At 69.1% G+C, this 22,864-nt stretch carries 19 protein-coding genes; 6 read left to right on the forward strand and 13 right to left on the reverse strand.

Annotated elements, in window-relative coordinates:
* Window positions 1-30: 30 nt before the first annotated feature.
* Window positions 31-891 carry a squalene/phytoene synthase family protein gene (locus Q0319_RS11180; protein WP_265135685.1) on the forward strand — a complete coding sequence of 287 codons (861 nt, stop codon included), beginning with the start codon at window positions 31-33 and terminating at the stop codon, window positions 889-891.
* The gene (hpnD, locus tag Q0319_RS11185) at window positions 891-1,727 is read left to right on the forward strand and encodes a presqualene diphosphate synthase HpnD (RefSeq protein ID WP_132765005.1); all 837 of its coding nucleotides are present in this window, start codon (window positions 891-893) and stop codon (window positions 1,725-1,727) included. Before Q0319_RS11180 ends, hpnD begins: the two co-directional genes overlap by 1 nt.
* Before the next feature lie 22 nt (window positions 1,728-1,749).
* Here the strand turns inward: hpnD and Q0319_RS11190 are convergent, their stop codons facing one another.
* From Q0319_RS11190 to Q0319_RS11200, 3 genes are read right to left on the reverse strand one after another with little or no spacing between them, the layout of a single operon-like run.
* A complete protein-coding gene (locus Q0319_RS11190) occupies window positions 1,750-2,835 on the reverse strand; it encodes a TIGR03790 family protein (protein WP_232529250.1) in 1,086 nt (361 codons plus the stop codon).
* Window positions 2,836-2,863: 28 nt separating this feature from the next.
* A complete protein-coding gene (locus Q0319_RS11195) occupies window positions 2,864-4,279 on the reverse strand; it encodes a LutB/LldF family L-lactate oxidation iron-sulfur protein (RefSeq protein ID WP_104356963.1) in 1,416 nt (471 codons plus the stop codon).
* A 3-nt stretch (window positions 4,280-4,282) separates the two neighbouring features.
* Window positions 4,283-5,005, reverse strand: coding sequence for a (Fe-S)-binding protein (locus Q0319_RS11200; protein ID WP_104356964.1), 723 nt, complete (start codon window positions 5,003-5,005; stop codon window positions 4,283-4,285).
* A gap of 85 nt (window positions 5,006-5,090) precedes the next feature.
* Here Q0319_RS11200 and Q0319_RS11205 point away from each other — a divergent pair, with 85 nt between their 5' ends.
* Window positions 5,091-5,867, forward strand: coding sequence for an IclR family transcriptional regulator (locus Q0319_RS11205; RefSeq protein WP_104356965.1), 777 nt, complete (start codon window positions 5,091-5,093; stop codon window positions 5,865-5,867).
* 61 nt (window positions 5,868-5,928) lie between these two features.
* Here Q0319_RS11205 and pbpG read toward each other — a convergent pair whose 3' ends face one another.
* From pbpG to Q0319_RS11240, 7 genes are all read right to left on the reverse strand, one after another.
* Window positions 5,929-7,020: a D-alanyl-D-alanine endopeptidase gene (gene pbpG, locus Q0319_RS11210; protein WP_232529252.1), complete on the reverse strand. Its 1,092-nt coding sequence runs from the start codon at window positions 7,018-7,020 to the stop codon at window positions 5,929-5,931.
* 154 nt (window positions 7,021-7,174) lie between these two features.
* Window positions 7,175-8,716 carry a 2-isopropylmalate synthase gene (locus Q0319_RS11215; RefSeq protein ID WP_104356967.1) on the reverse strand — a complete coding sequence of 514 codons (1,542 nt, stop codon included), beginning with the start codon at window positions 8,714-8,716 and terminating at the stop codon, window positions 7,175-7,177.
* Window positions 8,717-8,941: 225 nt separating this feature from the next.
* On the reverse strand, window positions 8,942-9,769 hold the full coding sequence (pssA, locus tag Q0319_RS11220; protein ID WP_104356968.1) for a phosphatidylcholine/phosphatidylserine synthase: 828 nt from the start codon (window positions 9,767-9,769) through the stop codon (window positions 8,942-8,944).
* Between the two features lie 97 nt (window positions 9,770-9,866).
* The gene (locus tag Q0319_RS11225; RefSeq protein ID WP_104356969.1) at window positions 9,867-11,327 is read right to left on the reverse strand and encodes a mechanosensitive ion channel; all 1,461 of its coding nucleotides are present in this window, start codon (window positions 11,325-11,327) and stop codon (window positions 9,867-9,869) included.
* 177 nt (window positions 11,328-11,504) lie between these two features.
* Window positions 11,505-12,521 carry a ketol-acid reductoisomerase gene (gene ilvC / locus Q0319_RS11230; protein ID WP_104356970.1) on the reverse strand — a complete coding sequence of 339 codons (1,017 nt, stop codon included), beginning with the start codon at window positions 12,519-12,521 and terminating at the stop codon, window positions 11,505-11,507.
* Between the two features lie 124 nt (window positions 12,522-12,645).
* On the reverse strand, window positions 12,646-13,137 hold the full coding sequence (gene ilvN / locus Q0319_RS11235) for an acetolactate synthase small subunit (protein WP_104356971.1): 492 nt from the start codon (window positions 13,135-13,137) through the stop codon (window positions 12,646-12,648).
* A gap of 159 nt (window positions 13,138-13,296) precedes the next feature.
* Window positions 13,297-15,084, reverse strand: a complete 1,788-nt coding sequence (locus Q0319_RS11240; protein ID WP_104356972.1) for an acetolactate synthase 3 catalytic subunit — start codon at window positions 15,082-15,084, stop codon at window positions 13,297-13,299.
* Between the two features lie 347 nt (window positions 15,085-15,431).
* Between Q0319_RS11240 and Q0319_RS11245 the strand changes: the two genes are divergently transcribed.
* Both Q0319_RS11245 and Q0319_RS11250 read left to right on the forward strand, forming a co-directional pair.
* The gene (locus tag Q0319_RS11245) at window positions 15,432-15,980 is read left to right on the forward strand and encodes an RDD family protein (protein WP_104356973.1); all 549 of its coding nucleotides are present in this window, start codon (window positions 15,432-15,434) and stop codon (window positions 15,978-15,980) included.
* Window positions 15,981-16,047: 67 nt separating this feature from the next.
* On the forward strand, window positions 16,048-16,632 hold the full coding sequence (locus tag Q0319_RS11250) for a TIGR00730 family Rossman fold protein (RefSeq protein ID WP_104356974.1): 585 nt from the start codon (window positions 16,048-16,050) through the stop codon (window positions 16,630-16,632).
* Window positions 16,633-16,690: 58 nt separating this feature from the next.
* On the opposite strand, the gene glnK is transcribed toward Q0319_RS11250, so the two are convergent.
* Window positions 16,691-17,029, reverse strand: coding sequence for a P-II family nitrogen regulator (glnK, locus tag Q0319_RS11255; RefSeq protein WP_104356975.1), 339 nt, complete (start codon window positions 17,027-17,029; stop codon window positions 16,691-16,693).
* A 40-nt stretch (window positions 17,030-17,069) separates the two neighbouring features.
* On the reverse strand, window positions 17,070-18,767 hold the full coding sequence (locus tag Q0319_RS11260; RefSeq protein WP_132764996.1) for an NAD+ synthase: 1,698 nt from the start codon (window positions 18,765-18,767) through the stop codon (window positions 17,070-17,072).
* Between Q0319_RS11260 and Q0319_RS11265 the strand changes: the two genes are divergently transcribed.
* Window positions 18,761-19,972 (forward strand): GNAT family N-acetyltransferase, encoded by a 1,212-nt coding sequence (locus Q0319_RS11265; protein ID WP_299452575.1) that lies wholly within the window; start codon window positions 18,761-18,763, stop codon window positions 19,970-19,972. The genes Q0319_RS11260 and Q0319_RS11265 overlap by 7 nt on opposite strands.
* 34 nt (window positions 19,973-20,006) lie before the next feature.
* Here Q0319_RS11265 and Q0319_RS11270 read toward each other — a convergent pair whose 3' ends face one another.
* Window positions 20,007-22,733, reverse strand: a complete 2,727-nt coding sequence (locus tag Q0319_RS11270) for a pitrilysin family protein (protein ID WP_299452577.1) — start codon at window positions 22,731-22,733, stop codon at window positions 20,007-20,009.
* Window positions 22,734-22,864: the final 131 nt, after the last annotated feature.

The raw sequence follows: 22,864 nt of genomic DNA on the forward strand, positions 1-22,864 counted from the left end.
CGCGGCAGGTGCCGCCCTGGAGCACCGACAATGCAGCCCGTGCCCCATCAGTTGTTCACCCGTCTTCCCGCGTTCGCCCTGCTCTGCCCCCCACCCTTGAGGCCGGCCGTCGTCGCCGTGTGCCGCTTCGCGCGCACCGCCGCGGACCTGGCCGAGGCCGGCCAGCGCCCGGCCCTGGACCGGCTGGCCGACCTGCAGGCCTGCCGCCAGGACCTGCACGCCGTCTATGCGGATCGCCCGCCCTCGGACCGCTGGCCGGAGCTGTTCGATGCCCTGGGCCGGCTGCGCCGCGAGTTCCACCTGCCCATGGCCCCGTTCGAGCAGCTGCTGTCCGGTTTCGAGCAGGAGGTCACGACGCACCGCTACATCAGCCAGGACGCGCTGCTGGCCCATTGCGCCCGGGTGGCCAACCCGGTCGGCCGGCTGCTGCTGATCCTGCACGGGCTGGACGACGAGGCCGCCCGCCGCCAGTCGGACGCGCTGTGCAGCGCGCTGCAGCTGACCCGCTACTGGCGCAACCTCAGCGTGGACACCGCGCGCGGCCGGCTGTACGTGCCGCTGGACCTGTGCCGCCGCCACCACGTGCCGGTCGCCTCGCTGGTGGCGCAGCAGGAAACCCCCGCCACCCAGGCGATGGTGCGCGAACTGGTCGAGTGGACGCGCAGCCTGCTGGTACAGGGCGCGCCGCTGGCGCGGCGGCTGCCGGGGCGGGCCGACTGCGGGCTGCGCCTGGCCGTGCAGGGTGCGCTGAGGATTCTTGAGAAAATCGCCCGCTCGAACTATGCAGCGTTGCACGAGCGGCCCGTGCTGGGGGCGTGGGACGGCGTCGTGCTGCTGCAGCGCGCGCTGGGCCGCCAGCTGCCTGCCTCAACGACCGACACCACAGCGTGATGACTCCCGAACAATACGTGCAGGACAAGGCAGCCGCCAGCGGGTCCAGCTTCTACTACGCCTTCCTGTTCCTGCCGCCGCCGCGGCGCGCGGCGATCACGGCCTTCTACGCGTTCTGCCGCGAGATCGACGACATCGTCGACGAGGTGAGCGAACCCGGCGTCGCGCAGGCCAAGCTGCTGTGGTGGCGCAAGGAGGTGGCGCAATCGTTCGCCGGCCAGCCCAGCCATCCGGTCATGCAGGCGCTGATGCCGCACGCCGCGGCCTACGGCATCGAACCGGCCCACCTGCAGGCGGTGATCGACGGCTGCCAGATGGACCTGGAGCAGACCCGCTACCTGGACTTCGCCGGGCTGCAGACATACTGCCACCTGGTCGCCGGCGTGGTCGGCGAGGTGGCCTCGGCGATCTTCGGCCGTACCGAGGAGGCGACCATCCGGTACGCCCACAAGCTGGGCCTGGCGCTGCAGCTGACCAACATCATCCGCGACGTCGGCGACGACGCGCGGCGCGGGCGCATCTACCTGCCGGTCGACGAGCTGCAACGCTTCGGCGTCAAGGCGCACGAGATCCTCAACCGCGGCTACAGCGACCGCTTCGTCGCGCTGATGAAGTTCCAGGCCGAGCGCGCCCACGCCTGCTACGACGAGGCGCTGCGCCTGCTGCCCGAGGCCGACCGGCGCTCGCAGAAGCCCGGGCTGATGATGGCCAACATCTACCGCACCCTGCTGCGCGAGATCGAGCGCGAGAACTTCCAGGTGCTGCACCAGCGCATCTCGCTGACGCCGCTGCGCAAGTTCTGGATCGCCACGCGCACCCAGTGGCGGGGACGCTGAAGCCCCGCCGCACGCCGCGACCTCAGGGACGTGCCGCGAACGGGGCGGCCAGCGGCTCGCCGATGAACAACCCCTGCTGCGGCCAGGCCACGCTCTTCCAGTACGCCTCGATCGCCGTGCACCCTTGCAGGTAGTGCAACAGCAGCACCTGGGGATGGGGAAACTTCTGCGGGTGATTGCAGGGCTCGCTGACCGTGCCGTAGCTGGCGGTCGCGCCGGCCTTGATCCAGGCCAGGGCACTCATCTGCCCGCGCCCGCCTGCCAGCCAGCCACCGAACGAGGTGAGATGGTCAGCCAGCGCACCCGGCACGAAGCGCACCTGCTCCAGTCCCTCGACGCGGACCGCCCCGGTCTGGTAGAGCAGCACCCGGTCGTCCGGCGCGGGCGGCCGCTGCACGCCCGCGCGCACCCGCACGCCCGCCCGGCGCAACAGGCCGCTCGGGGGGTACAGCCGCAGCCGCGCCGAGCGCGCCCGGTCGTCGGTGACGGCCAGGTGGGCCACCACCGGCGGCGCCCCGCGCCGTCCCAGCGTGGCGTCGGCGGCCACGCCGCGGCGGACCAACGCGATGGCGGCCTCGACGTCCGGGGCGGCCAGCAGCATGGACGGGCGCAAGCCGTGGTCGCTCGCCGGCTGCGCCGACGCGGAATTGAAGTAGGGCGACGGCCGCGACGGCGCGCAGCTGTGGCGGCACAGTGCGTCGTCCAGCCCCAGCGCCAGCGCCCCGGTCAGCGCGTGGCACCCGACCGCGTACGGTTCGCGCCACGCCAGCGCGAGCGCCTGGACCGGCCCCTGACCCGCAGCCCCGAAGCGCCCGTGGATCGCCTCCGAGAGCACCCCGAATTCCGCCTCGCTCAGCGACGGGCGGACCGGCAGCGCCAGCTCCAGCACCTGCTCGCGCGATAGACGCCGCGCCTCGGCGTAGAAGCGCCCGACCTGCACCGAATAGGGATCCGCGGTGTTGATCACCAGCCCCAGATCGGCGGCCCGCAGCCGGCCGGTGGCGCGCGGCACATGGATCCAGGCCGGCACCGGCGGCGCGGAGGCCGGCGCAGGCGTCGGCGGTTGCGCGAGAAGCCGGCGCGGCAGCAGCCAGCTGCCCCCCAGCACGCAGGCGCGCCGCAGCCAGCGGCGGCGTTCAGCGTCGCCGCTCAGCGTAGAGCTCCTTGAACGTCTTGCCGGCCGGCGCGGGCAGGTCGCGCGTGTCGGTCCAGCCCGAGGCCAACGGCAGCCGGCGGATGCGCCCGTCGTCGCTCATCCAGCGCAGCACCCGCACCCCCAGGCGCGCCAGCGTCCGGTACAGGGCCGGCCGCTGCGCGACATAGCCCCACACGCGCAGGCCGAGGCGCTCCGGCCAGGGCCGCAACCCGCGCTCGAACTGCCGCTCGCGCAGCTTGCGCAGCAGGTCCGGCAGCGGGATCTTCATCGGGCAGACCACGTGGCACTGCCCGCACATCGTGGCAGCCTGCGGCAGGTCCAGCGTCTGCTCCAGCCCGACATAGCTGGAGGTCAACACCGAGCCCATCGGCCCCGGGTACACCCAGCCGTAGCTGTGGCCGCCGATCTTCTGGTAGACCGGGCAGTGGTTCATGCAGGCGCCGCAGCGGATGCAGCGCAGCATCTCCTCGAAGTCGCCGCCCAGCAGCCCGGTGCGGCCGCCGTCGACGAGGATGAAGTACATGTGCTCCGGCCCGTCGCGCTCGCCGGCGCCGCGCGGGCCGGTCAGCAGCGAGAAGTAGTTGCTGATCACCTGCCCGGTGGCCGAACGCGGCAGCAGGCGCATGATGGTGGCCAGGTCCTCCAGCGTGGGCAGCACCTTCTCGACGCCGGTGATCGCCACATGCACGCGCGGCACCGCGGTGCACAGTCCTTCGTTGCCCTCATTGGTCACCAGCGCCACCGAGCCGGTCTCGGCGACCAGGAAGTTGCCGCCGGTGATGCCCATCTCGCTGGCCAGGAAGCGCGACCGCAGCACCTGGCGCGCCTCGCGCGTCATCTCCGGGATCTCGGGCACCCGGCCCGGCTCGCGCGGCAGCTGGTGCGTCCTGACGAAGAGCTGGTAGATCTCTTCCTTGTCCTTGTGCACCACCGGCGCGATGATGTGGCTCGGCGGCTCGCCGTCGTTGATCTGCAGGATGTACTCGCCGAGGTCGGTCTCGGTCACCTGCACGCCGGCGGCCTCCAGGGCCTTGTTCAGCGCCATCTCCTCGGAGACCATGCTCTTGGTCTTGGTGGCGCGGCGCACCTCGTGCTTGCGCGCGATCTCCACCACCAGCTGCGCCGCCTCGGCCGGCGTCTCGGCCCACAGCACCGTTGCCCCGCGCCGGGTCGCCTCGCGCTCGAAACGCTCCAGCCACACGTCCAGCTTCGCGAGCGCGGCCTTGCGCCGGCGCACCGCCTCGTTGCGGATCGCCTCGAACTCCTCCAGCTCCTGCACCACCTGGGCGCGGGCGGTCACGAACTTGGTCGAGAGCTTCTTGAGGTTCTTCTGCAGGCGCTGGTCGGCCAGCCGCTCGCCGGCGCGCGCCTTGAAGTGCATCGACTGGACCTGCATGGCTCAGGCCTCCCCGGCGAGGATTTCCGCGATGTGGATGACCCGCGTGGTCGTGTCGCCACGACGGCGCAGCCGGCCTTCCAGGTGCAGCATGCAGCCCAGGTCGCCCAGCACCACGGCGCCGGTGCCGCTGGCGGCTATGTGCTCGCACTTCTCGTCGGCGATCGCCGCGGAGATGTCGCCGTACTTCACCGAGAAGGTGCCGCCGAAGCCGCAGCACTGCTCGCACTGCGCCATCTCCTTGAGCTTGGCGCCCGTGTGCTGCAGCAGCGCGCGCGGCTGCTGCTTGATGCCCAGCTCGCGCAGGCCGGCGCAGGAGTCGTGGTAGGTCACCTCCCCGTCGTAGCGCCCCGGCACGTCGGTGACGCCGGCCACCTCGACCAGGAACTGCGTGAGTTCGTAGACCTTGGGCTGCAGGCGCGCATAACGGTACGACAGCTCGGGATCGTCGGCCAGCAACTCGTGGTAGTGCGTGCGCACCATGCCGCCGCACGAGCCCGACGGCATCACGACGTAGTCGTAGCGCTCGAACTCGTCCAGCAGCTTGCGCGCCAGCGCCTGCGCCGTCGCCCGGTCGCCCGAGTTGTAGGCCGGCTGGCCGCAGCAGGTCTGCGCCATCGGCACCTCGACCTCGAAGCCGGCCGACTCGATCAGGCGGATCGCCGCAAGACCGATGCGCGGGCGCATCAGGTCCACCAGGCAGGTGATGAAGAAGCCCACTTTCATACGGCCGATTATGGTGGCTCCCGTGCCGACGTCACATGGAATTTTCGCCATGCAAAAATGAACCGTTCTGAGCGAAAATTCAGCTATGAAAAAAACCGAGGGCAGTACTCCCACCATCCAGGTCCTGGAACGGATGTTCGCCCTGCTGGACGTGCTCGCCGCCCATCAGGATCCCGTCTCCCTGAAGGAGATCAGCGAGCAGACGGGGCTGCACCCCTCCACCGCGCACCGCATCCTGAACGACCTGGCGCTGGGGCGCTTCGTCGACCGCCCGGAAGCCGGCAGCTACCGGCTGGGCATGCGCCTGCTCGAGCTGGGCAACCTGGTCAAGGCGCGGCTGGACGTGCGTGACGCGGCGCTCGGGCCGATGCGCGAGCTGCACAAGCTGACCCACCAGCCGGTCAACCTCTCGGTGCGGCAGGGCGACGAGATCGTCTACATCGAGCGCACCTACAGCGAGCGCTCGGGCATGCAGGTGGTGCGCGCGGTCGGCGGCCGCGCCCCGTTGCACCTGACCTCGGTCGGCAAGCTCTTCCTCGCCCATGACGACCCGCAGCGCGTGCGTGCCTATGCGACGCGCACCGGGCTGGCCGGCCACACCCGCAACAGCATCACCGACCTCGCCGCGCTGGAGCGCGAGCTCGCCAAGGTGCGCCAGTACGGCACGGCGCGCGACAACGAGGAGCTGGAACTGGGCGTGCGCTGCATGGCCGCCGGCATCCACGACGACCAGGGCAAGCTGGTCGCCGGCCTGTCGATCTCGGCCCCGGCCGACCGGCTGGAAGAAAGCTGGCTCGACCACCTGACCAACACCGCCGCGCAGATCTCCGCGGCACTCGGCTACAAGCCGCCCAAGCGCTGAGGCCCCGCCCATGCGACAGCCCGGCAGGGCCGGGCTGTTCGTCAGGGCAGCGCTGCGGTGGTCAGGACGTGACCCGGGGCATCGGATCGCCGTCCTCGGTCTCCATGTCCCTGGAGAAATCCAGCTCCTCGATCCAGCGGCGCACGCGCTCGGCATCCCCGATGCGTGAATAGCGCCCGGCCGAGTCGAGGAACACCATGATCAGCTTGCGGCCGGCCAGCTGCGCCTGCATCACCAGGCAACGTCCGGCCTCGGAGATGTAGCCCGTCTTCTGCAGGCCGATGTCCCAGTCGTCCTTGTAGACCAGCCCGTTGGTGTTGCGGTAGTGCAGCTGGCGCTTGCCGATCGCCACCCCGTACTCCGGCGAGGTCGACAGCTCGCGGATCAGCGGGTACTGGTACGCGGCCTTGACCAGCAGGGCCAGGTCGCGCGCGGTCGACTGGTTGCGGCTGGACAGCCCGGTGGGTTCGACATAGCGCGTGTCCTGCATGCCGAGCTCGCGCGCCTTGCGGTTCATCGCCTCGACGAAGGCCGGCAGTCCCCCCGGATAGTGGCGCCCGAGCGCGTTGGCGGCGCGGTTCTCCGACGACATCAGCGCCAGGTGCAGCATCTCGCCGCGAGTCAGCCGCGTCCCGAGCGCCAGGCGCGAGCTGCTGCCCTTCTCGGTGTCGACGTCCTCGGCGGTGATGGTCAGGACCTCGTCCAGCGGCTGCTGCGCCTCGATGACGACCAGCGCCGTCATCAGCTTGGTCAGCGAGGCGATCGGCAGCACCGCCTGGGCATTCTTGTTGATCAGCACCTCGCCGGTGTCCTGGTCGACCACCAGGGCGACGCTGGACTTCAGGCCCAGGGGGTCGGCCGTCTCGTGCAGGCCGAAGGCATGGCCATAGGACGGCCGGGCGGGCACCACGGCGGCGACGCGCCGCACGGAGGACTTGCCGCGCTGCTTGGCCGACGCGGTGACGACCTGCTTCTTGGCCTTCGTCTTGGCGCGCGGTGCGGCCTTGGCCTTCCTCGCGACCGGGCGCTTGCCGGCGGCCTTCTTGCCCTTGGAGACGCTGGTGGCGGCCGGGCGCTTGCCGTCACCCTTCTTCGCGGCGGCGTCCACGGTGGCCGGACCAGCCGCGATCAGGCAGGCGATCAGGACCGACAACCACCCCCGCGACCGCAACCATTTGCCCCACGCCAACACGGCAACCTCCAGTAACTCGGCCAAGCGAGTGTAGGCGAAGGGCAAAAGCCACGCAAGATCAAAAACTTACAAGTCTTTTCTCAAGTCGTGGGTGAACGTCACAAATTCACACCCGTCAACCCTGGGCCGCGACGCGCTCCGCCTTGCTGTGGAGCTTGTTGAGCGCCGCCAGGTAGGCCTTGGCGGACGCCACCACGATGTCCGGGTCGGCCCCCACGCCGTTGACCACCCGGCCGCCATGCTGCAGACGGACGGTCACCTCGCCCTGGGATTCTGTGCTGCCGGACGTGATGGCATTGACCGAATACAGCAGCAATTCCGCGCCACTTTGCACCTTCGACTCGATGGCCTTGATGCTCGCGTCGACCGGACCGTTGCCCACGGCCTCGGCGCGGTGCTCCTCCTCGCCGATCGCGAACACCACCTTGGCGTGCGGGCGCTCGCCCATCTCGGAGCTCTGCGACAGCGCCAGCAGCCGGTAGTGCTCCTGCTCGGCGGTCACGCTCTCGTCGCTGACCAGCGCGATGATGTCCTCGTCGAAGATCTCGCTCTTGCGGTCGGCCAGGTCCTTGAAGCGCAGGAACGCGGCGTTGATCTCGGCCTCCGACTCCAGCTCGATGCCCAGCTCCTGCAGGCGCTGCTTGAAGGCGTTGCGGCCGGACAGCTTGCCCAGCACGATCTTGTTGGCCGACCAGCCCACGTCCTCGGCGCGCATGATCTCGTAGGTGTCGCGCGCCTTGAGCACGCCGTCCTGGTGGATGCCCGAGGCGTGCGCGAAGGCGTTGGCGCCGACCACCGCCTTGTTCGGCTGCACGACGAAGCCGGTGGTCTGCGACACCAGGCGCGAGGCGGGCACGATCTGGGTGGTGTCGATGCCCACCTCCAGCCCGAAGTAGTCGCGGCGGGTGCGCACCGCCATCACGACCTCCTCCAGCGCGCAGTTGCCGGCGCGCTCGCCCAGGCCGTTGATGGTGCACTCGACCTGGCGCGCGCCGCCGATCTTCACGCCGGCCAGCGAGTTGGCCACCGCCATGCCGAGGTCGTTGTGGCAGTGCACCGACCAGACCGCCTTGTCCGAGTTCGGGATGCGCTCGCGCAGCGTCTTGATGAAGTTGCCGTACAGCTCGGGGATGGCGTAGCCGACCGTGTCGGGGATGTTGATGGTGGTCGCGCCCTCGTCGATCACGGCCTCCAGCACGCGGCACAGGAAGTCGATCTCGGAGCGGTAGCCGTCCTCGGGCGAGAACTCGATGTCGCCGCACAGGTTGCGCGCGAAGCGCACCGCCAGCCGGGCCTGCTCGTAGACCTGGTCCGGCGTCATGCGCAGCTTCTTCTCCATGTGCAGCGGGCTGGTCGCGATGAAGGTGTGGATGCGCGCCGAGTTGGCCCCCTTCAGCGCCTCGGCCGCGCGCGCGATGTCGCGGTCGTTGGCGCGCGCCAGCGAGCAGACGGTGGAATCCTTCACCGCGTTGGCGATCGCCTTGACCGCCTCGAAGTCACCGTTCGACGAGGCGGCAAAGCCCGCCTCGATCACGTCCACACGCAGGCGTTCGAGCTGGCGCGCGATCCGCAGCTTCTCGTCCTTCGTCATCGAGGCGCCGGGCGACTGCTCCCCGTCACGCAGGGTCGTGTCGAAAATGATCAGCTTGTCGGCCATGGTGAACTCCGTCGTGTGGATGCCGTGTCGTGGGTGTGTCCAATGCAAAACGGCCCGCCAGCTGTGCGCTTGCGGGCCGTTGATGCGTGAAATCTTCAGACGTGACTCATCAGCGCGCCCGTGGCACTCCTAGAAGCGCTAGCGAAATGGCGGCGATGCGGATCGTCATGCGGTCAATATACCACGGGCCCTGCCCTTGCGGCCTCGGGCCCGGCCCGGGGGCAGCTACTGGTGCAGGCCCTGCTCGTCGGGCTCGTCGGTCGACACCGCGATCACGCTGACCGGCTTGCCGCGCGACTTCTTGACCAAGTAGACGACGTAGCCCGACAGGCCGTACAGCACGAACAGCCCGAACAGCACGCGTGGCGGGTCGTAGGCGACCACCGCGAACGCCAGCGCGATCGCGACGATCACGATGAACGGCACCGAGCGGCGGAAGCTGATGTCCTTGAAGCTGTAGAACGGCACGTTGGTGACCATGGTCAGGCCGGCGTAGACCGTGAAGCCGAACGCCGTCCAGGCCAGCCACGGGATGTGTTCGACCCCCTTGTAGCCGAAGTCGTCCATCACCCACACCAGGCCGATCACCATCGCCGCGGCCGCCGGGCTGGGCAGCCCCTGGAAGAAGCGCTTGTCGACGATGCCGATGTTGGTGTTGAAGCGCGCCAGCCGCAGCGCCGCACCGGCGCAGTAGATGAACGCGGCCAGCCAGCCCAGCTTGCCCAGGCCCTGCAGCGCCCATTCATAGACGATCAGCGCAGGCGCGGCCCCGAAGGACACCATGTCGGACAGGCTGTCCATCTGCTCGCCGAAGGTGCTCTGGGTGTTGGTCATGCGCGCGACCCGGCCGTCGAGGCTGTCGAGCACGGCGGCACTGAAGATGCCGACCGCGGCCAGGTCGAAGCGCCCGTTCATCGCCATGACGACGGCGTAGAAGCCGGCGAACAGGGCAGCCAGCGTGAACAGGTTGGGAAGGATGTAGATGCCCTTGCGCCGGGGCCGGGCAGAGAGGTCGGGCACGGCCGTGCCCGCGGGATCCTGCGGCTCGGTCATGCCTGTTGCGTCGAGTGGATCATGGTCGGGAGGATACAACAGCCCTCAACGGGCCGAGCCCTCCCTCCCCCGCGCCCCTGGGCGCGTCCCGGCCACTTCAGTCCTTGCGCCAGCGCGACAGCCAGTGCTCCATCAGCTTGCCGGCCGCCTCCCGGCCACCCAGCCCGAACGACAGCGCCACGGCCACCGCGACCGCGCCGAGCGTCAGGCCGAAGGCCAGGTTGACGATGTCGTCGGCGATGCCCATCGCGCGCAGGCCCATGGCCAGCACCAGCCCCAGGATGGCCACGCGTGCCGCCCCGGCCAGCCCGGTGGTGTGCGGGCCGCTGGCCTGGTCGATCGCGCGGTAGGCCGCGTTGGCCAGCCAGAAGCCGATCACGAGGATCGCCGCGCCGAGCAGGACGTCACCGCCGAAGGCGATGAACATCGAGACGATGTCGCGCACCTGGGTGAAGCCCAGCTGGTTGGCGGCCTCGACGGTGGCAAACAGCATCGCGAAGAAGACCACGATGCCCTTGACCAGGTCCGAGGCCTGGGTCGACCCGGCGAAGATGTGCCCGGCGCCGAGCTTGGCGGGCAACTGGTCGAACCCGAGGCTGGAGAGCAGCCGCGCCAGCAATTGGGCGGCAAAGCGCGCCACGTACCACGTCAGCAGCAGGATCAGCGCCGCCGCGATGATGTTCGGCACCGCATCGAAGAAGCGCTGCAGCATCAGCGTGGCCGGATGCGAGATCGCCGTGATGTGCAGCGCATCAAGCGCGGCGATCAGGCTGGGCACGAACACGAGGATGAACACCAGCGTGCCGGCCAGGCGCGACAGGCTGGCGCCGGCGGCCAGGCCGATGCGCTGGCCCAGCGCGTCGGCACCGGCAGCGGCCAGCAGGTTGCTCACCAGGCCGCGCAGGATGGTCGCCACCAGCCAGCCGACGAAGCCGATCAGCCCGGCCGCGACGATGTCGGGCAGCATGCCCAGGGCGCGGTCGACCATGCCCTGCACCGGCTCGAGCAGGCCGTGCAGCTGGAAGGCCGAGAGGATGGCCGGCAGGAACAACAGGATCACCAGCCAGAACAGCACGTTGGCCACGCTGCGGCTCATCGCCTGCATGCCGGCCTGCTCGGCGAGCTTGTCGTCGAGGCGGGTGGCCGCGAGCGCCTTGTTGACCAGCGCGCGCAACAGGCTGGCCAAGGTCCAGGCCAGCAGCGAGACGATGATGCCGGCCAGCAGGTGCGGCAGGTAGCCGGTGAACTGCGACACGAGGATGGCCAGCGGCTGGGACGCCGCCTGGAGGTCGAGCACGTTCAGCACCGTCAGCAGGGTGAAGAACAGAACCACCCAGAACAGCGACAACGCGACGATCTGCTCGACGTCCACACGGCGGTCCAGGTTCTGCGCCAGGCGCTCGTTGACCCGCAGCGCGGCCATCGCGCGACGGGCGCCGGCGCGCAGGATGACCGCCAGCAGCCATCCGAGCACCAGGATGGCCAGGGCACCGGCCAGCGTGGGCAGGTGGCGGCCCAGGCTCGCCTCCAGCGAATCCACCAGGGTTTGCGTATCCATTGGTCTTCCTCCTGTGCAACTGTTTGCGTTCGTTCGTGCTAACTGTATGCAGGAGTACGGACCGGTCAAGTGTTCCGGGCGCCATGGGATGAAAGAACCGCCCGGGTCCGAAGACCTGCGGGCGGTTGGCGCACGGGCGCGCCACCGGTCGCTGCGACCGGCGGCAGCCAGGTGCGATCAGTTCTTGGTCGGGTCGACCAGGCGCTTGGCCTTGATCCAGGGCATCATCGCGCGCAGCTTCTCGCCCACCACCTCGATCTGGTGCTCGGCGGTCAGGCGGCGGCGTGAGGCCAGGGTCGGCGCACCGGCCTTGTTCTCCAGGATGAAGCTCTTGGCGTATTCGCCGGTCTGGATGTCCTTCAGCACGGCGCGCATCGCGTTCTTGGTCTCCTCGGTCACGATGCGCGGGCCGGTGACGTACTCACCGTACTCGGCGTTGTTCGAGATCGAGTAGTTCATGTTGGCGATGCCGCCTTCGTAGATCAGGTCGACGATCAGCTTCAGCTCGTGCAGGCACTCGAAGTAGGCCATCTCGGGCGCGTAGCCGGCTTCCACCAGCGTCTCGAAGCCGGCCTTGATCAGCTCGACAGTGCCGCCGCACAGCACGGCCTGCTCGCCGAACAGGTCGGTTTCGGTCTCTTCGCGGAAGTTGGTCTCGATGATGCCCGCCTTGCCGCCGCCGTTGGCCACGGCGTAGCTCAGGGCCAGGTCACGCGCCTTGCCGGAGCGGTCCTGGTGCACCGCCACCAGGTGCGGCACGCCGCCGCCTTGGGCGTAGGTGGCACGCACGGTGTGCCCCGGGGCCTTGGGCGCGACCATCCAGACGTCCAGGTCGGCGCGCGGCACGACCTGGCCGTAGTGCACGTTGAAGCCGTGCGCGAAGGCGAGCGACGCGCCCTGCTTGATGTGGGGCTCGACGTCGGCCTTGTAGACCGCGGCGATCTGCTCGTCCGGCAGCAGGATCATCACGACGTCGGCCGTCTTCACGGCTTCGGCGATCTCGGCCACCTTCAGGCCGGCGGCTTCGGCCTTGGCCCAGGACGCGCCGCTGCGGCGCACGCCGACGGTCACGTTCACGCCGCTGTCACGCAGGTTCAGCGCGTGGGCGTGGCCTTGCGAGCCGTAGCCGATGATGGTGACGTTCTTGCCCTTGATGAGGCTCAGATCGGCGTCCTTGTCGTAATAGACCTTCATGTATTTCTCCAACTTGTATTTGTGAACAGGTGACCGAGCGACCGCGTGAACGAGTGCCAACCGCGTCGAATGCCCCACCTCACATGTTCACCGCTTCACTTGCCACTCGTTCACGAAAAAAAGTTCAAACCCGCAGGATGCGCTCGCCGCGGCCGATGCCGCTGGTGCCGGTGCGCACGGTCTCGAGGATCGAGGTGCGCTCGATCGCCTCGATGAAGGCGTCGAGCTTGGCCGCATCCCCGGTGAGCTCGATGGTGTAGGTCTTCTCGGTCACGTCAATGATGCGGCCGCGGAAGATGTCGGCCATGCGCTTCATCTCTTCGCGCTCCTTGCCGACCGCCCGCACCTTGATCAGCATGAGCTCGCGCTCGGTGTAGCTGCCCTCGGTGAGGTCCACCACCTTCACCACCTCGATCAGGCGGTTCAGGTGCTTGGTGATCTGCTCGATGACGTCGTCCGAGCCGGTCGTGACGATGGTCATGCGCGACAGCGACGGGTCTTCCGTCGGCGCCACCGTCAGGCTTTCGATGTTGTAGCCGCGGGCCGAGAACAGGCCCACCACGCGGGAAAGTGCGCCGGGTTCGTTCTCCAGCAGCACTGCGATGATGTGTTTCATGTGTCGTCGTTCGCGCTCTTCAGGCCGGCGGCGGTAACCGCAGGCCCTTGGCCACGCCTTTCGATCAGGGGAGGAAGTATCGCCCGAGTCTCGCGGGCCGTCCGCCCGGCGCCTGACGCCCCGCGGTAACGGGTGCGCCCTTGCCGGGCTTGCCGGCCGTCAGAGGTCCTCGGAACCCAGCAGCATCTCCGTGATGCCCTTGCCCGCCTGGACCATGGGCCAGACGTTCTCGGTCGGATCGGTGCGCACGTCGAGGAACACGGTGCGGTCCTTCAGGCGCATCATCTCGCGCAGCGCCGGCTCCACCTCGGACGGCTTCTCGATCTTCAGGCCCACGTGCCCGTAGGCCTCGGCCAGCTTCACGAAGTCGGGCAGCGCATCCATGTAGCTGTGCGAGTAGCGGCCGCTGTATTCGAGCTGCTGCCACTGGCGCACCATGCCCAGGTAGCGGTTGTTCAGCGAGATGATCTTGACCGGCGTCTGGTACTGCTGGCAGGTCGAGAGCTCCTGGATGCACATCTGGATCGAGCCCTCGCCGGTGATGCAGAACACGTCCGCCTCGGGCTTGGCCAGCTTGATGCCCATCGCGTACGGTAGGCCCACGCCCATCGTGCCCAGGCCGCCCGAGTTGATCCAGCGGCGCGGCTCGTCGAAACGGTAGAACTGCGCAGCCCACATCTGGTGCTGGCCGACGTCGGAGGTGATGTAGGTCTCGCGGTCCCGGGTCAGCTCCCACAGCGTCTCGATCACGTACTGGGGCTTGATGACCTCGTCCGAGTGCCGGTACTTCAGGCACTCGCGCTTGCGCCACTCGTTGATCTGGCCCCACCAAGCCGACAGCGCCTGGGTGTCCGGGCGCAGCTGCTGCTCCTTGATCTGGGCGATGAGCTCCTGCAGCACGTCCTTGACGTCGCCGACGATGGGGATGTCGACCTTGACGCGCTTGGAGATCGACGACGGGTCGATGTCGATGTGGATGATCTTGCGCGCCACCGAGGCAAAGTGCGCCGGGTTGCCGATCACGCGGTCGTCGAAGCGGGCCCCCACGGCCAGCAGGACGTCGCAGTTCTGCATCGTCATGTTGGCTTCGTAGGTGCCGTGCATGCCCAGCATGCCGAGGAACTTCGGATCACTGGCCGGATAGGCGCCCAGGCCCATCAGCGTGTTGGTGCACGGGTAGCCGAGCAGGTCGACCAGCTCGCGCAGCTCGGCCGAGGCATTGCCCAGGATCACGCCGCCACCGGTGTAGATGTAGGGCCGCTTGGCCTGCATCAGCAGCTGCACGGCCTTGCGGATCTGGCCGCCGTGGCCCTTGCGCACCGGGTTGTAGGAGCGCATCTCGACCGTCTCGGGATACTCGAAGGTGGTCGTCTTCAGCGACACGTCCTTCGGGATGTCGACCACCACCGGGCCGGGCCGGCCGGTGCGCGCGATGTGGAAGGCCTTCTTGATGGTGCGGGCCAGGTCGCGCACGTCCTTGACCAGGAAGTTGTGCTTGACGATCGGACGCGTGATGCCGACGGTGTCGCACTCCTGGAAGGCGTCCAGCCCGATCGCGGGCGTGGGCACCTGGCCGGTGATGATCACCATCGGGATGGAATCCATGTAGGCGGTCGCGATGCCGGTGATCGCGTTCGTCACGCCCGGACCCGAGGTGACCAGCGCGACGCCGACGTTGCCGGTGGCGCGCGCGTAGCCGTCTGCCGCATGCACCGCCGCCTGTTCATGGCGCACGAGCACGTGCTCGATGCTGTCCTGCTTGTACAGCGCGTCGTAGATGTAGAGGACGGCGCCGCCGGGGTAGCCCCAGATGTACTTGACGCCTTCGGCCTGGAGGCAGCGCACCAGGATTTCGGAGCCGTTGAGCTCCGCGGGAGTTTGGTTCTGCGGGGGGGCTTTGCCGTCCGTGGCGGCGGCACGCTTGAGTTCCGCGGCAGACATGTCCATTTCGAACCTTTCTGAATTTCTCTAACGAAAAACGATCGGTGCTCCTTTCCACGTCCTCGTGAGACGGGTGTGGAGCCTGCGCGGTCATGAACGGGGAAACCCAGGTCGGGCGTCCGAGTCGAGACCCGTATGTTGTGCAAAGCAGCATTATGGCATTTCGCCGCGGGTTGCCGCGCGCTGCTGCGCCGGATCTCGGGCCAGGGTGTGGCGAATGCGATAATTTCCGGTTTCGGATTTGCCCTTGCGGTTGCCGCGGCCGGCTGCTGCACAGGTGCCGGTCACGCTTTGGTCGCTGCGACGACGCAAGGTCTTGCGTGCCCCGTCCCCTTTACCCGTTTGCGCCCGAGATGACAGCGCCTTCCTCCGATACGGCGAGCACCGACCTCGCCCGCCAGAAAGCCCCGCCGCTGCGCCGGCGTCTCGCGAGCTTCCTCTATGAAGGCGTGCTGCTGTTCGGCGTCAGCTTCACCGCGGCCTTCATCTACTCGACCGCGACGCGGCAGCAGCATGCCCTGCAGGGCCGCACCGGCCTCGGGCTGGTGCTGCTGGTCGTCGTCGGCCTGTACTTCGTGTGGCTGTGGACCCGCTCGGGCCAGACGCTGGCGATGCAGACCTGGCACGTGCGACTGCTGACGGTGGATGGCCAGCCGGTCGGCGTCGGCCGTGCGATCGCGCGCTACCTGTGCAGCTGGGTCTGGTTCGCGCCGCCCCTGCTCGCCTTGTGGTGGCTCGGCCTGACGGTGAGCGGGTGGGCCGTCTTCGGCATCATCCTCGCCTGGGTGCTGTGCTACGCGGCGCTGTCCTTCCTGCACCCGCGCCGGCAGTTCTGGCACGATGCGCTGTGCGGCACCCAGCTGGTGCCGTGGGTGCCGCCCGCGGCCCAGGGCAAGCGCTGAGCGCGCCTTCCCCTGCCCCGCCGCCTGCGCCCCGGCCTCCCCCCTGCATGAAAGGTCTGTGTCTCCCATGAGCGTTTTTTCCGTCTGTGTCTATTGCGGCTCGCGCCTGGGCGCCTCTCCGGCGTATGCCGGCGTGGCCCGGGAGGTCGGCACCTGGATCGGCCGCAAGGGCTGGCGGCTGGTCTACGGCGGCGGCCGCGCCGGCCTGATGGGCCAGGTCGCCGACGCCACGCTGGCCGCCGGCGGCACCGCGGTCGGCGTGATCCCGCAGGCGCTGATGGACCGCGAGATGGGCCACCAGGGCCTGACCGAGCTGCACATCGTGCAGACCATGCACGAACGCAAGCGCATGATGGCCGAGCGCGCCGACGCGTTCCTCGCGCTGCCGGGCGGCATCGGCACCTTCGAGGAGCTGTTCGAGGTGTGGACCTGGCGCCAGCTCGGCTACCACGACAAGCCGGTCGGGCTGCTCAACACCGACGGCTACTACGACGGCCTGATCGCCTTCATGCAGCACACGCAGCAGGCCGGCTTCGTCGACCAGCGCCAGATGGAGCTGCTGCAGGTCGACACGCAGCCGCTGCCCCTGCTCGAGCGCCTCGCGCAGCTGGCGCTCACCGCCACCGAGCCGGACGACTACAGCCGCATCTGAAGCCGGCAACAAAAAACCCGCCCGAGGGCGGGTTCGATCGCGGCGATCGCGCGCGGCGTCAGATCGCGGCCTCGTCGGTCTCGCCGGTGCGGATGCGCACCACCTGCTCGACCGGGGTGACGAAGATCTTGCCGTCGCCGATCTTGCCGGTCTTGGCGGCCTTGACGATGGCCTCGATGCAGCGCTCGACGTCATCGTCCTTCACGACGACCTCGACCTTCACCTTGGGCAGGAAGTCGACCACGTACTCCGCGCCGCGGTACAGCTCGGTGTGGCCCTTCTGGCGGCCGAAACCCTTCACCTCGGTGACCGTGAGGCCCTGGACGCCGACTTCGGCCAGGGCCTCGCGCACTTCCTCGAGCTTGAAGGGTTTGATGATGGCGGTGATCTGTTTCATGTCGGCTCCGTGATGCTGAAATCGTTGGCTCTAGTCTAGTCTACGCGCGGAACTTCGACGTGATCGGATAGCGCCAGTCCCGGCCGAACGCGCGGTGCGTGATGCGGATGCCGACCGGCGCCTGACGTCGCTTGTACTCGTTGACCTTGAGCAGCCGCGTCACCCGCTCGACGTCCGCGGGATCGAAGCCGGCGGCGACGATCTCCTCGATGCTCTGGTCGTCCTCCATGTAGCGCTGCATGATGGCGTCGAGCACCTCGTATGGCGGCAGGCTGTCCTGGTCGGTCTGGTCGGGGCGCAGCTCGGCCGAAGGCGGCCGGGTGATGATGCGCTCCGGGATCACCGGCCCGATGGTGCCGTCGGCGCGCCGTGTCGGCTGGCGGTTCTTCCATTCGGCCAGGCGGTACACCAGCGTCTTGGCCACGTCCTTGATCACCGCGAAGCCGCCGGCCATGTCGCCGTAGAGCGTGCAGTAGCCCGTGGCCATCTCGCTCTTGTTGCCCGTGGTCAGCACGATGGAGCCGTACTTGTTCGACAGCGCCATCAGCAGCGTGCCGCGGATGCGGGCCTGGATGTTCTCCTCGGTCGTGTCCTCGGGCAGGCCCCTGAACTCCTCGGCCAGGCTGGCCCGGAACGCGTCGAACATCGGCGCGATCGGGAACTCGTCATAGCGCACGCCCAGGCGCGCGGCCATGTCGCGTGCGTCGATCCACGAGATCTCGGCGGTGTACGGCGAGGGCATCATCACCGCGCGCACCTTGTCCGCCCCCAGCGCATCGACCGCGACCGCGAGCACCAGCGCCGAGTCGATGCCGCCCGACAGCCCGATGATGGCGCCGGGGAAGCCGTTCTTGCCGACGTAGTCGCGCACCCCCGTGACCAGCGCCGCCCAGACCTGCGCTTCCAGCTCGGGCACCGCGGCCACCGTGCCGGTGATGCGCTCGCGCGTCACGTCGACCACCAGCAGGTGTTCCTCGAACATCGGCGCGCGCGCGCCGACCCGGCCGCTGCCGTCGATCGCGAACGAGGCCCCGTCGAACACCACCTCGTCCTGCCCGCCCACCTGGTGGGCGTAGAGGATGGGCATGCCCGATTCGCGCGCGCGCTCGGCCATGCGCTCCTCGCGCTCGTGCACCTTGCCGACGTGGTACGGCGAGGCGTTGAGCACCAGCAGCACGTCGGCACCGGCCTGGCGCGCGCTGCGCGCCGGCTCGACATACCATGCGTCCTCGCAGATGTTGAGGCCGAAGCGCAGGCCACCGACCTCGAACACCACCGGGCCACAGCCCGCCTCGCGGCCGGAGACGAAGTAGCGGCGCTCGTCGAACACCTGGTAGTTGGGCAGCTCGCGCTTCGCGTAGGTCGAGAGCACCTGCCCCCCTGCGAGCACCGAGGCCGCGTTGAAACAGCGCTGCGCGACGATCGACTTGGTCCTAACATCCCCCTGGGCGCTCCGCGACTGCGGATGGCCCACCACCAGGTACAGGCCGGGCAGGTCGGCGAGCGCCGCGGCGCAGTCGCGCACCGCCTGTTCGCAGGCGCGCACGAAGGCCGGGCGCAGCAGCAGGTCTTCGGGCGGGTAGCCGCAGATCGAAAGCTCGGGCGTCACCACCAGTTGCGCGCCCTGGGCATGGGCGGCACGGGCCATCTCGACGATCTTGCGGACATTGCCTGCGAGATCACCGACCACGGGGTTGAACTGGGCGACTGCCGCCTTGACGGATGCAGGGGATGACATCGAAGAACGCTGACGCGACGAACGTGGAAGACAAGGACCCGTCGAGGGTGTCGGACGATTATGTCATTCGGCTGCATGACGATCCCGCGCACGTGGATGCTGCGCGCTGGGATGCGCTGCTGGCCGCCTCGCCGCACCCCACGCCGTTCCTGTCCCATGCCTTCCTCGAGGCCCTGCACGCCTCGGGCAGCGCCACCGCGGACACCGGCTGGCAGCCGCAGTTCCTGACCGTCGAGCGCGACGGCGAGCTGGTGGGCGCCTGCCCGCTCTACCTGAAGTCGCACTCCTGGGGGGAGTTCGTGTTCGACTGGGCCTGGGCCGACGCCTACCGTCGCCACGGCCTGGCCTACTACCCCAAGCTGGTCGGCGCGGTGCCGTTCACCCCGGTGCCTGGCTCGCGCCTGCTGGCGCGCGACGACGCGGTGCGCGCCGTGCTGCTGGCCGCGATGGAGCACATCGTGCGCGGCCATGGGCTGTCCTCGGTGCACCTGCTGTTCCTCGACGAGGCCGACCGGCAGGCGGCCCAGGCGCGCGGCTGGATGATGCGCCGCACGGTGCAGTTCCACTGGCACAACCGCACGCCCGAGCCGTACCGCGACTTCGCCGACTTTCTCGCCAGCCTGCAGCGCGAGAAACGCAAGAAGATCCAGCAGGAGCGCCGCCGCGTCGCCGAAGCAGGCGTGAGCTTCACCTGCCTGTCAGGGCCGGAGATCACGGCCGACGACTGGGACTTCTTCCACGCCTGCTACTGCGCGACCTACCACGCGCACCGTTCGACGCCCTACCTGACGCGCGACTTCTTCACGCGGGTGGCCGAGCACATGCCGCAGCACTGGCTGCTGTTCGTCGCGCAGCGCGACGGCCGGCGCATCGCTTCCTCGCTCGTCGCGCTGGACCCGCTGGCGCGGCGGGCCTTCGGGCGCTACTGGGGCGCGCTCGAGGCCGTGCCCTGCCTGCATTTCGAGGCCTGCTACTACCAGCCACTCGACTGGTGCATCGCGCACGGTTACCAGGTGTTCGAAGGCGGCGCGCAGGGCGAACACAAGATGGCCCGCGGCCTGCTGCCGGTGCAGGCCTGGTCGGCCCACTGGCTCGCCCATCCGGCCTTTGCCGACGCCGTCGCGGAGTATCTCGCGCACGAAGGCGAGCACATCGGGCTCTACGTCGACGAGCTGCGCGAGCATTCGCCGTTCAAGGCCGGCTGAACGCCCGGCCCGGGCCTCGCACCGGCCCGGCGGCTCACTTGAAGTCGCCGCCCGCGCCGACCACCAGGCGCTGTGGCTGCAGATACTTGCGCAACGCGGCGTTCACCTCGTCGACGCTCAGGCGCGCCAGCGCCTCGTCGACCTGCTGCGAGACCAGGAAGTTGCGCTGGAGGTGCAGGTTCTCGACCAGCGCCACGGCCAGGTTGCGGTCCTGTGCACGCGACAGGCGCCGGAAGTTCAGCAGCCCTTCGCGCCCCTGCTGCAGCTCCTCGGCCGTGAAGCCCTCGGCCACCGCGCGGGCAATCTCCTCGCGCATCGCCTGCTCGACCCGCTCGAGGTTCTGCGGCGCGAAGATCGCGCTGGCGCTCCACACCGTATACGGCTCCCAGGCATTCCAGCCCAGGTAGGCATGGACGCTGTACGACAGCCCCTCGGTTTCGCGTACCCGCGTCCACAGCCGTGAGTTGCCGCCCTGGCCGAGCAGGTAGTTGGCCATCATCAGCGCCGGGTAATCCGGGTGCAATTCCTGCACCGGCAGTGCCAGGTCCATGCGCAGGTAGGCGTTCTGGCGGTCGGGCGTGCGCACCACCAGGCGCTCGGGCCGCACCTCCACGTACGGCCGTGGCACCCGGGCATACGGCTCACCGCTGCGCCAGTTGCCGAGCCGCTCGGCCAGCACGGCGCGCACCGCTTCGGCGTCGAAATCGCCCACCGCAGCGAACTGCGCGTGCGAGGCGCCGTAGAAGCGCTGGTGGAAACGCCGCACGTCGTCCAGCGTGACGCGCCGCACGGCGGCCTCGCGCTCGTCGAACGAGGGCACGTGGCGCACGTCGCCGGGCGGATAGGGGCTGAAGCGCTGGCCAAGGAGGAGGTCCACCTGCGCCTCGGGATCCTGGCGCTGCGCGTCGATGCGCGCGAGCGCCTGCTTGCGCACCTCCTCCAGCGCCTCGGGCGGGAAGGCCGGCTCGCGCAGCAGTTCCGCGACCAGCTCCAGTACCTGGGGCAGCGTGTCGCGACGCGCGGCCATCGAGACCGCCACCCCGGTCGCGCCGCCCGAGATGTCGATGTCCGCCCCCAGCTCGTCCAGCCGGTCCTGGATCTGCTGGCGCGACCGCGTCCGCGTGCCCTTGTCGAGCAGCGCCGCGGTCAGCTGCCCCACCGTGGCCAGCCCCTGGAGCGAATGCTCGGTGCCGAAGCGCAGGCGCAGCTCGGCCCGGACCATCGCGCCGCGCGTCGGCTTGGGCAGCAGCGCGAGCTGCATGCCGTTGGGCAAGGCATGGCGTTGAGTGTGGCGCTCGATGTTGGCCGGCGTGGGGTCGAACGGCGCCACCTGGGCCACCGAGGCATCGCCCTGGTAGCCTTCCAGCATTTTCGCGACATCGACACGCTCGGGCGCAGGCGCGCGCCGCGGCGCGTCGGTCGGCAGGTAAGTGGCCAGCGTGCGGTTCGAGGCCAGCAGGCGTTCCTGCGCCACGCGCTGCACGTCTGCCAGCCCGATGCCGCGTACACGGTCACGCAGCAGGAAGAACAGCCGCCAGTCGCCGGCCGCGATGGCTTCCGACAGGGCCACGCCGATGCGTTCCGGGTCGGCGAACGCAAGGTCCCAGTCCTTCAGCCACTTGGCGCGCGCCCGGCGCAACTCTTCCTCGGTCAGCGGCAGGCTCCCGATCGACTCGATGACCTCCAGCAGCACCGCACGCGCCCGCTCCACGTCCTGCCCGGGCGCCAGCTGCGCCCCGAAGACGGCAAAGCCGGGGTCGGCCAGTGCCTGGGAGAAGCCGAACACGCCAGCCGCCAGCTGCTTGTCGACCAGCGCCCGGTGCAGGCGTCCCGACGGGGTGTCGGCGAGGATCAGGCTCAGCAGCTCCACCGCCGCGTAGTCCGGATGGGCGCCCGGCGGCACGTGGTACAGCGCGTAGATCATCGGCACACCGCCGACGCGCCGCAGCGTCACCGAGCGCTCGCCGTCCTGCACCGGGTCCAGCGTGTACAGCCGCGGCAGCTCCCGCTCGGGCCTGGGCAGCTTGCCGAACGACTCGACGATCCACGCCAGGGTCTTCTTCGGGTCGAAGCTGCCCGCGACGATCAGCGTCGCGTTGTCGGGCTGGTAGTAGCGGCGGTAGAAGGCCTGCAGCCGCGCGATGTCGACGTTCTCCACGTCCGAGCGTGCGCCGATCGTGCTCTTGCCGTAGTTGTGCCACTGGTACATCGTGGCCAGCCCCTTTTCGAGCAGGATGCGACCGGCGCTGTTTTCGCCGCGCTCCATCTCGTTGCGCACCACCGTCATCTCGGTGTCCAGGTCGCGCTGCGCGATGTGGCTGTTGACCATCGCGTCGGCCTGCCACTCGAGGTACCAGCGCAGGTTGTCGTCGTTGGCCGCGAAGCTGGCGAAATAGTTGGTGCGGTCCAGCCAGGTCGAGCCGTTGGCGCGCAGGCCGCGGCGGGTGAACTCGGCCCAGGGGTTCGGGAAGCGCGGCGAGCCCTTGAAGATCAGGTGCTCGAGCAGGTGCGCCATGCCCGTTTCGCCGTAGCTCTCATGGCGCGACCCGACCCGGTAGGTCAGGTTGACCGTGGTGGTCGGCTTGGAGGCATCCGGCACCAGCAGCACCTGCAGGCCGTTGGCCAAGCGGTATTCGTGGATGCCTTCGATCGAGGGGCCGGCCTGCACGCCGGGAACGTTCAGGGCATCGGCGGCACGCCCCTCGACGGCCAGGAAACCGAGCAGCGTCGAGAACGCAAGCGCGAACAGAGCACGAAACATCGACCCTCCTGAAACGATGGGCATGTGGGTGAGAGTGCCGACTGTACCTGCGGTTCCCCGGCGGGAGGCTGGGGCGGTGTTTTTTTGGGGCGTATAAAAGCCTAAACCCCCTGCACTCGCTGGGAGTGAGG

It is taken from the genome of uncultured Pigmentiphaga sp. (assembly GCF_937950555.1).
Classification (GTDB): Bacteria; Pseudomonadota; Gammaproteobacteria; order Burkholderiales; family Burkholderiaceae_B; genus Pigmentiphaga.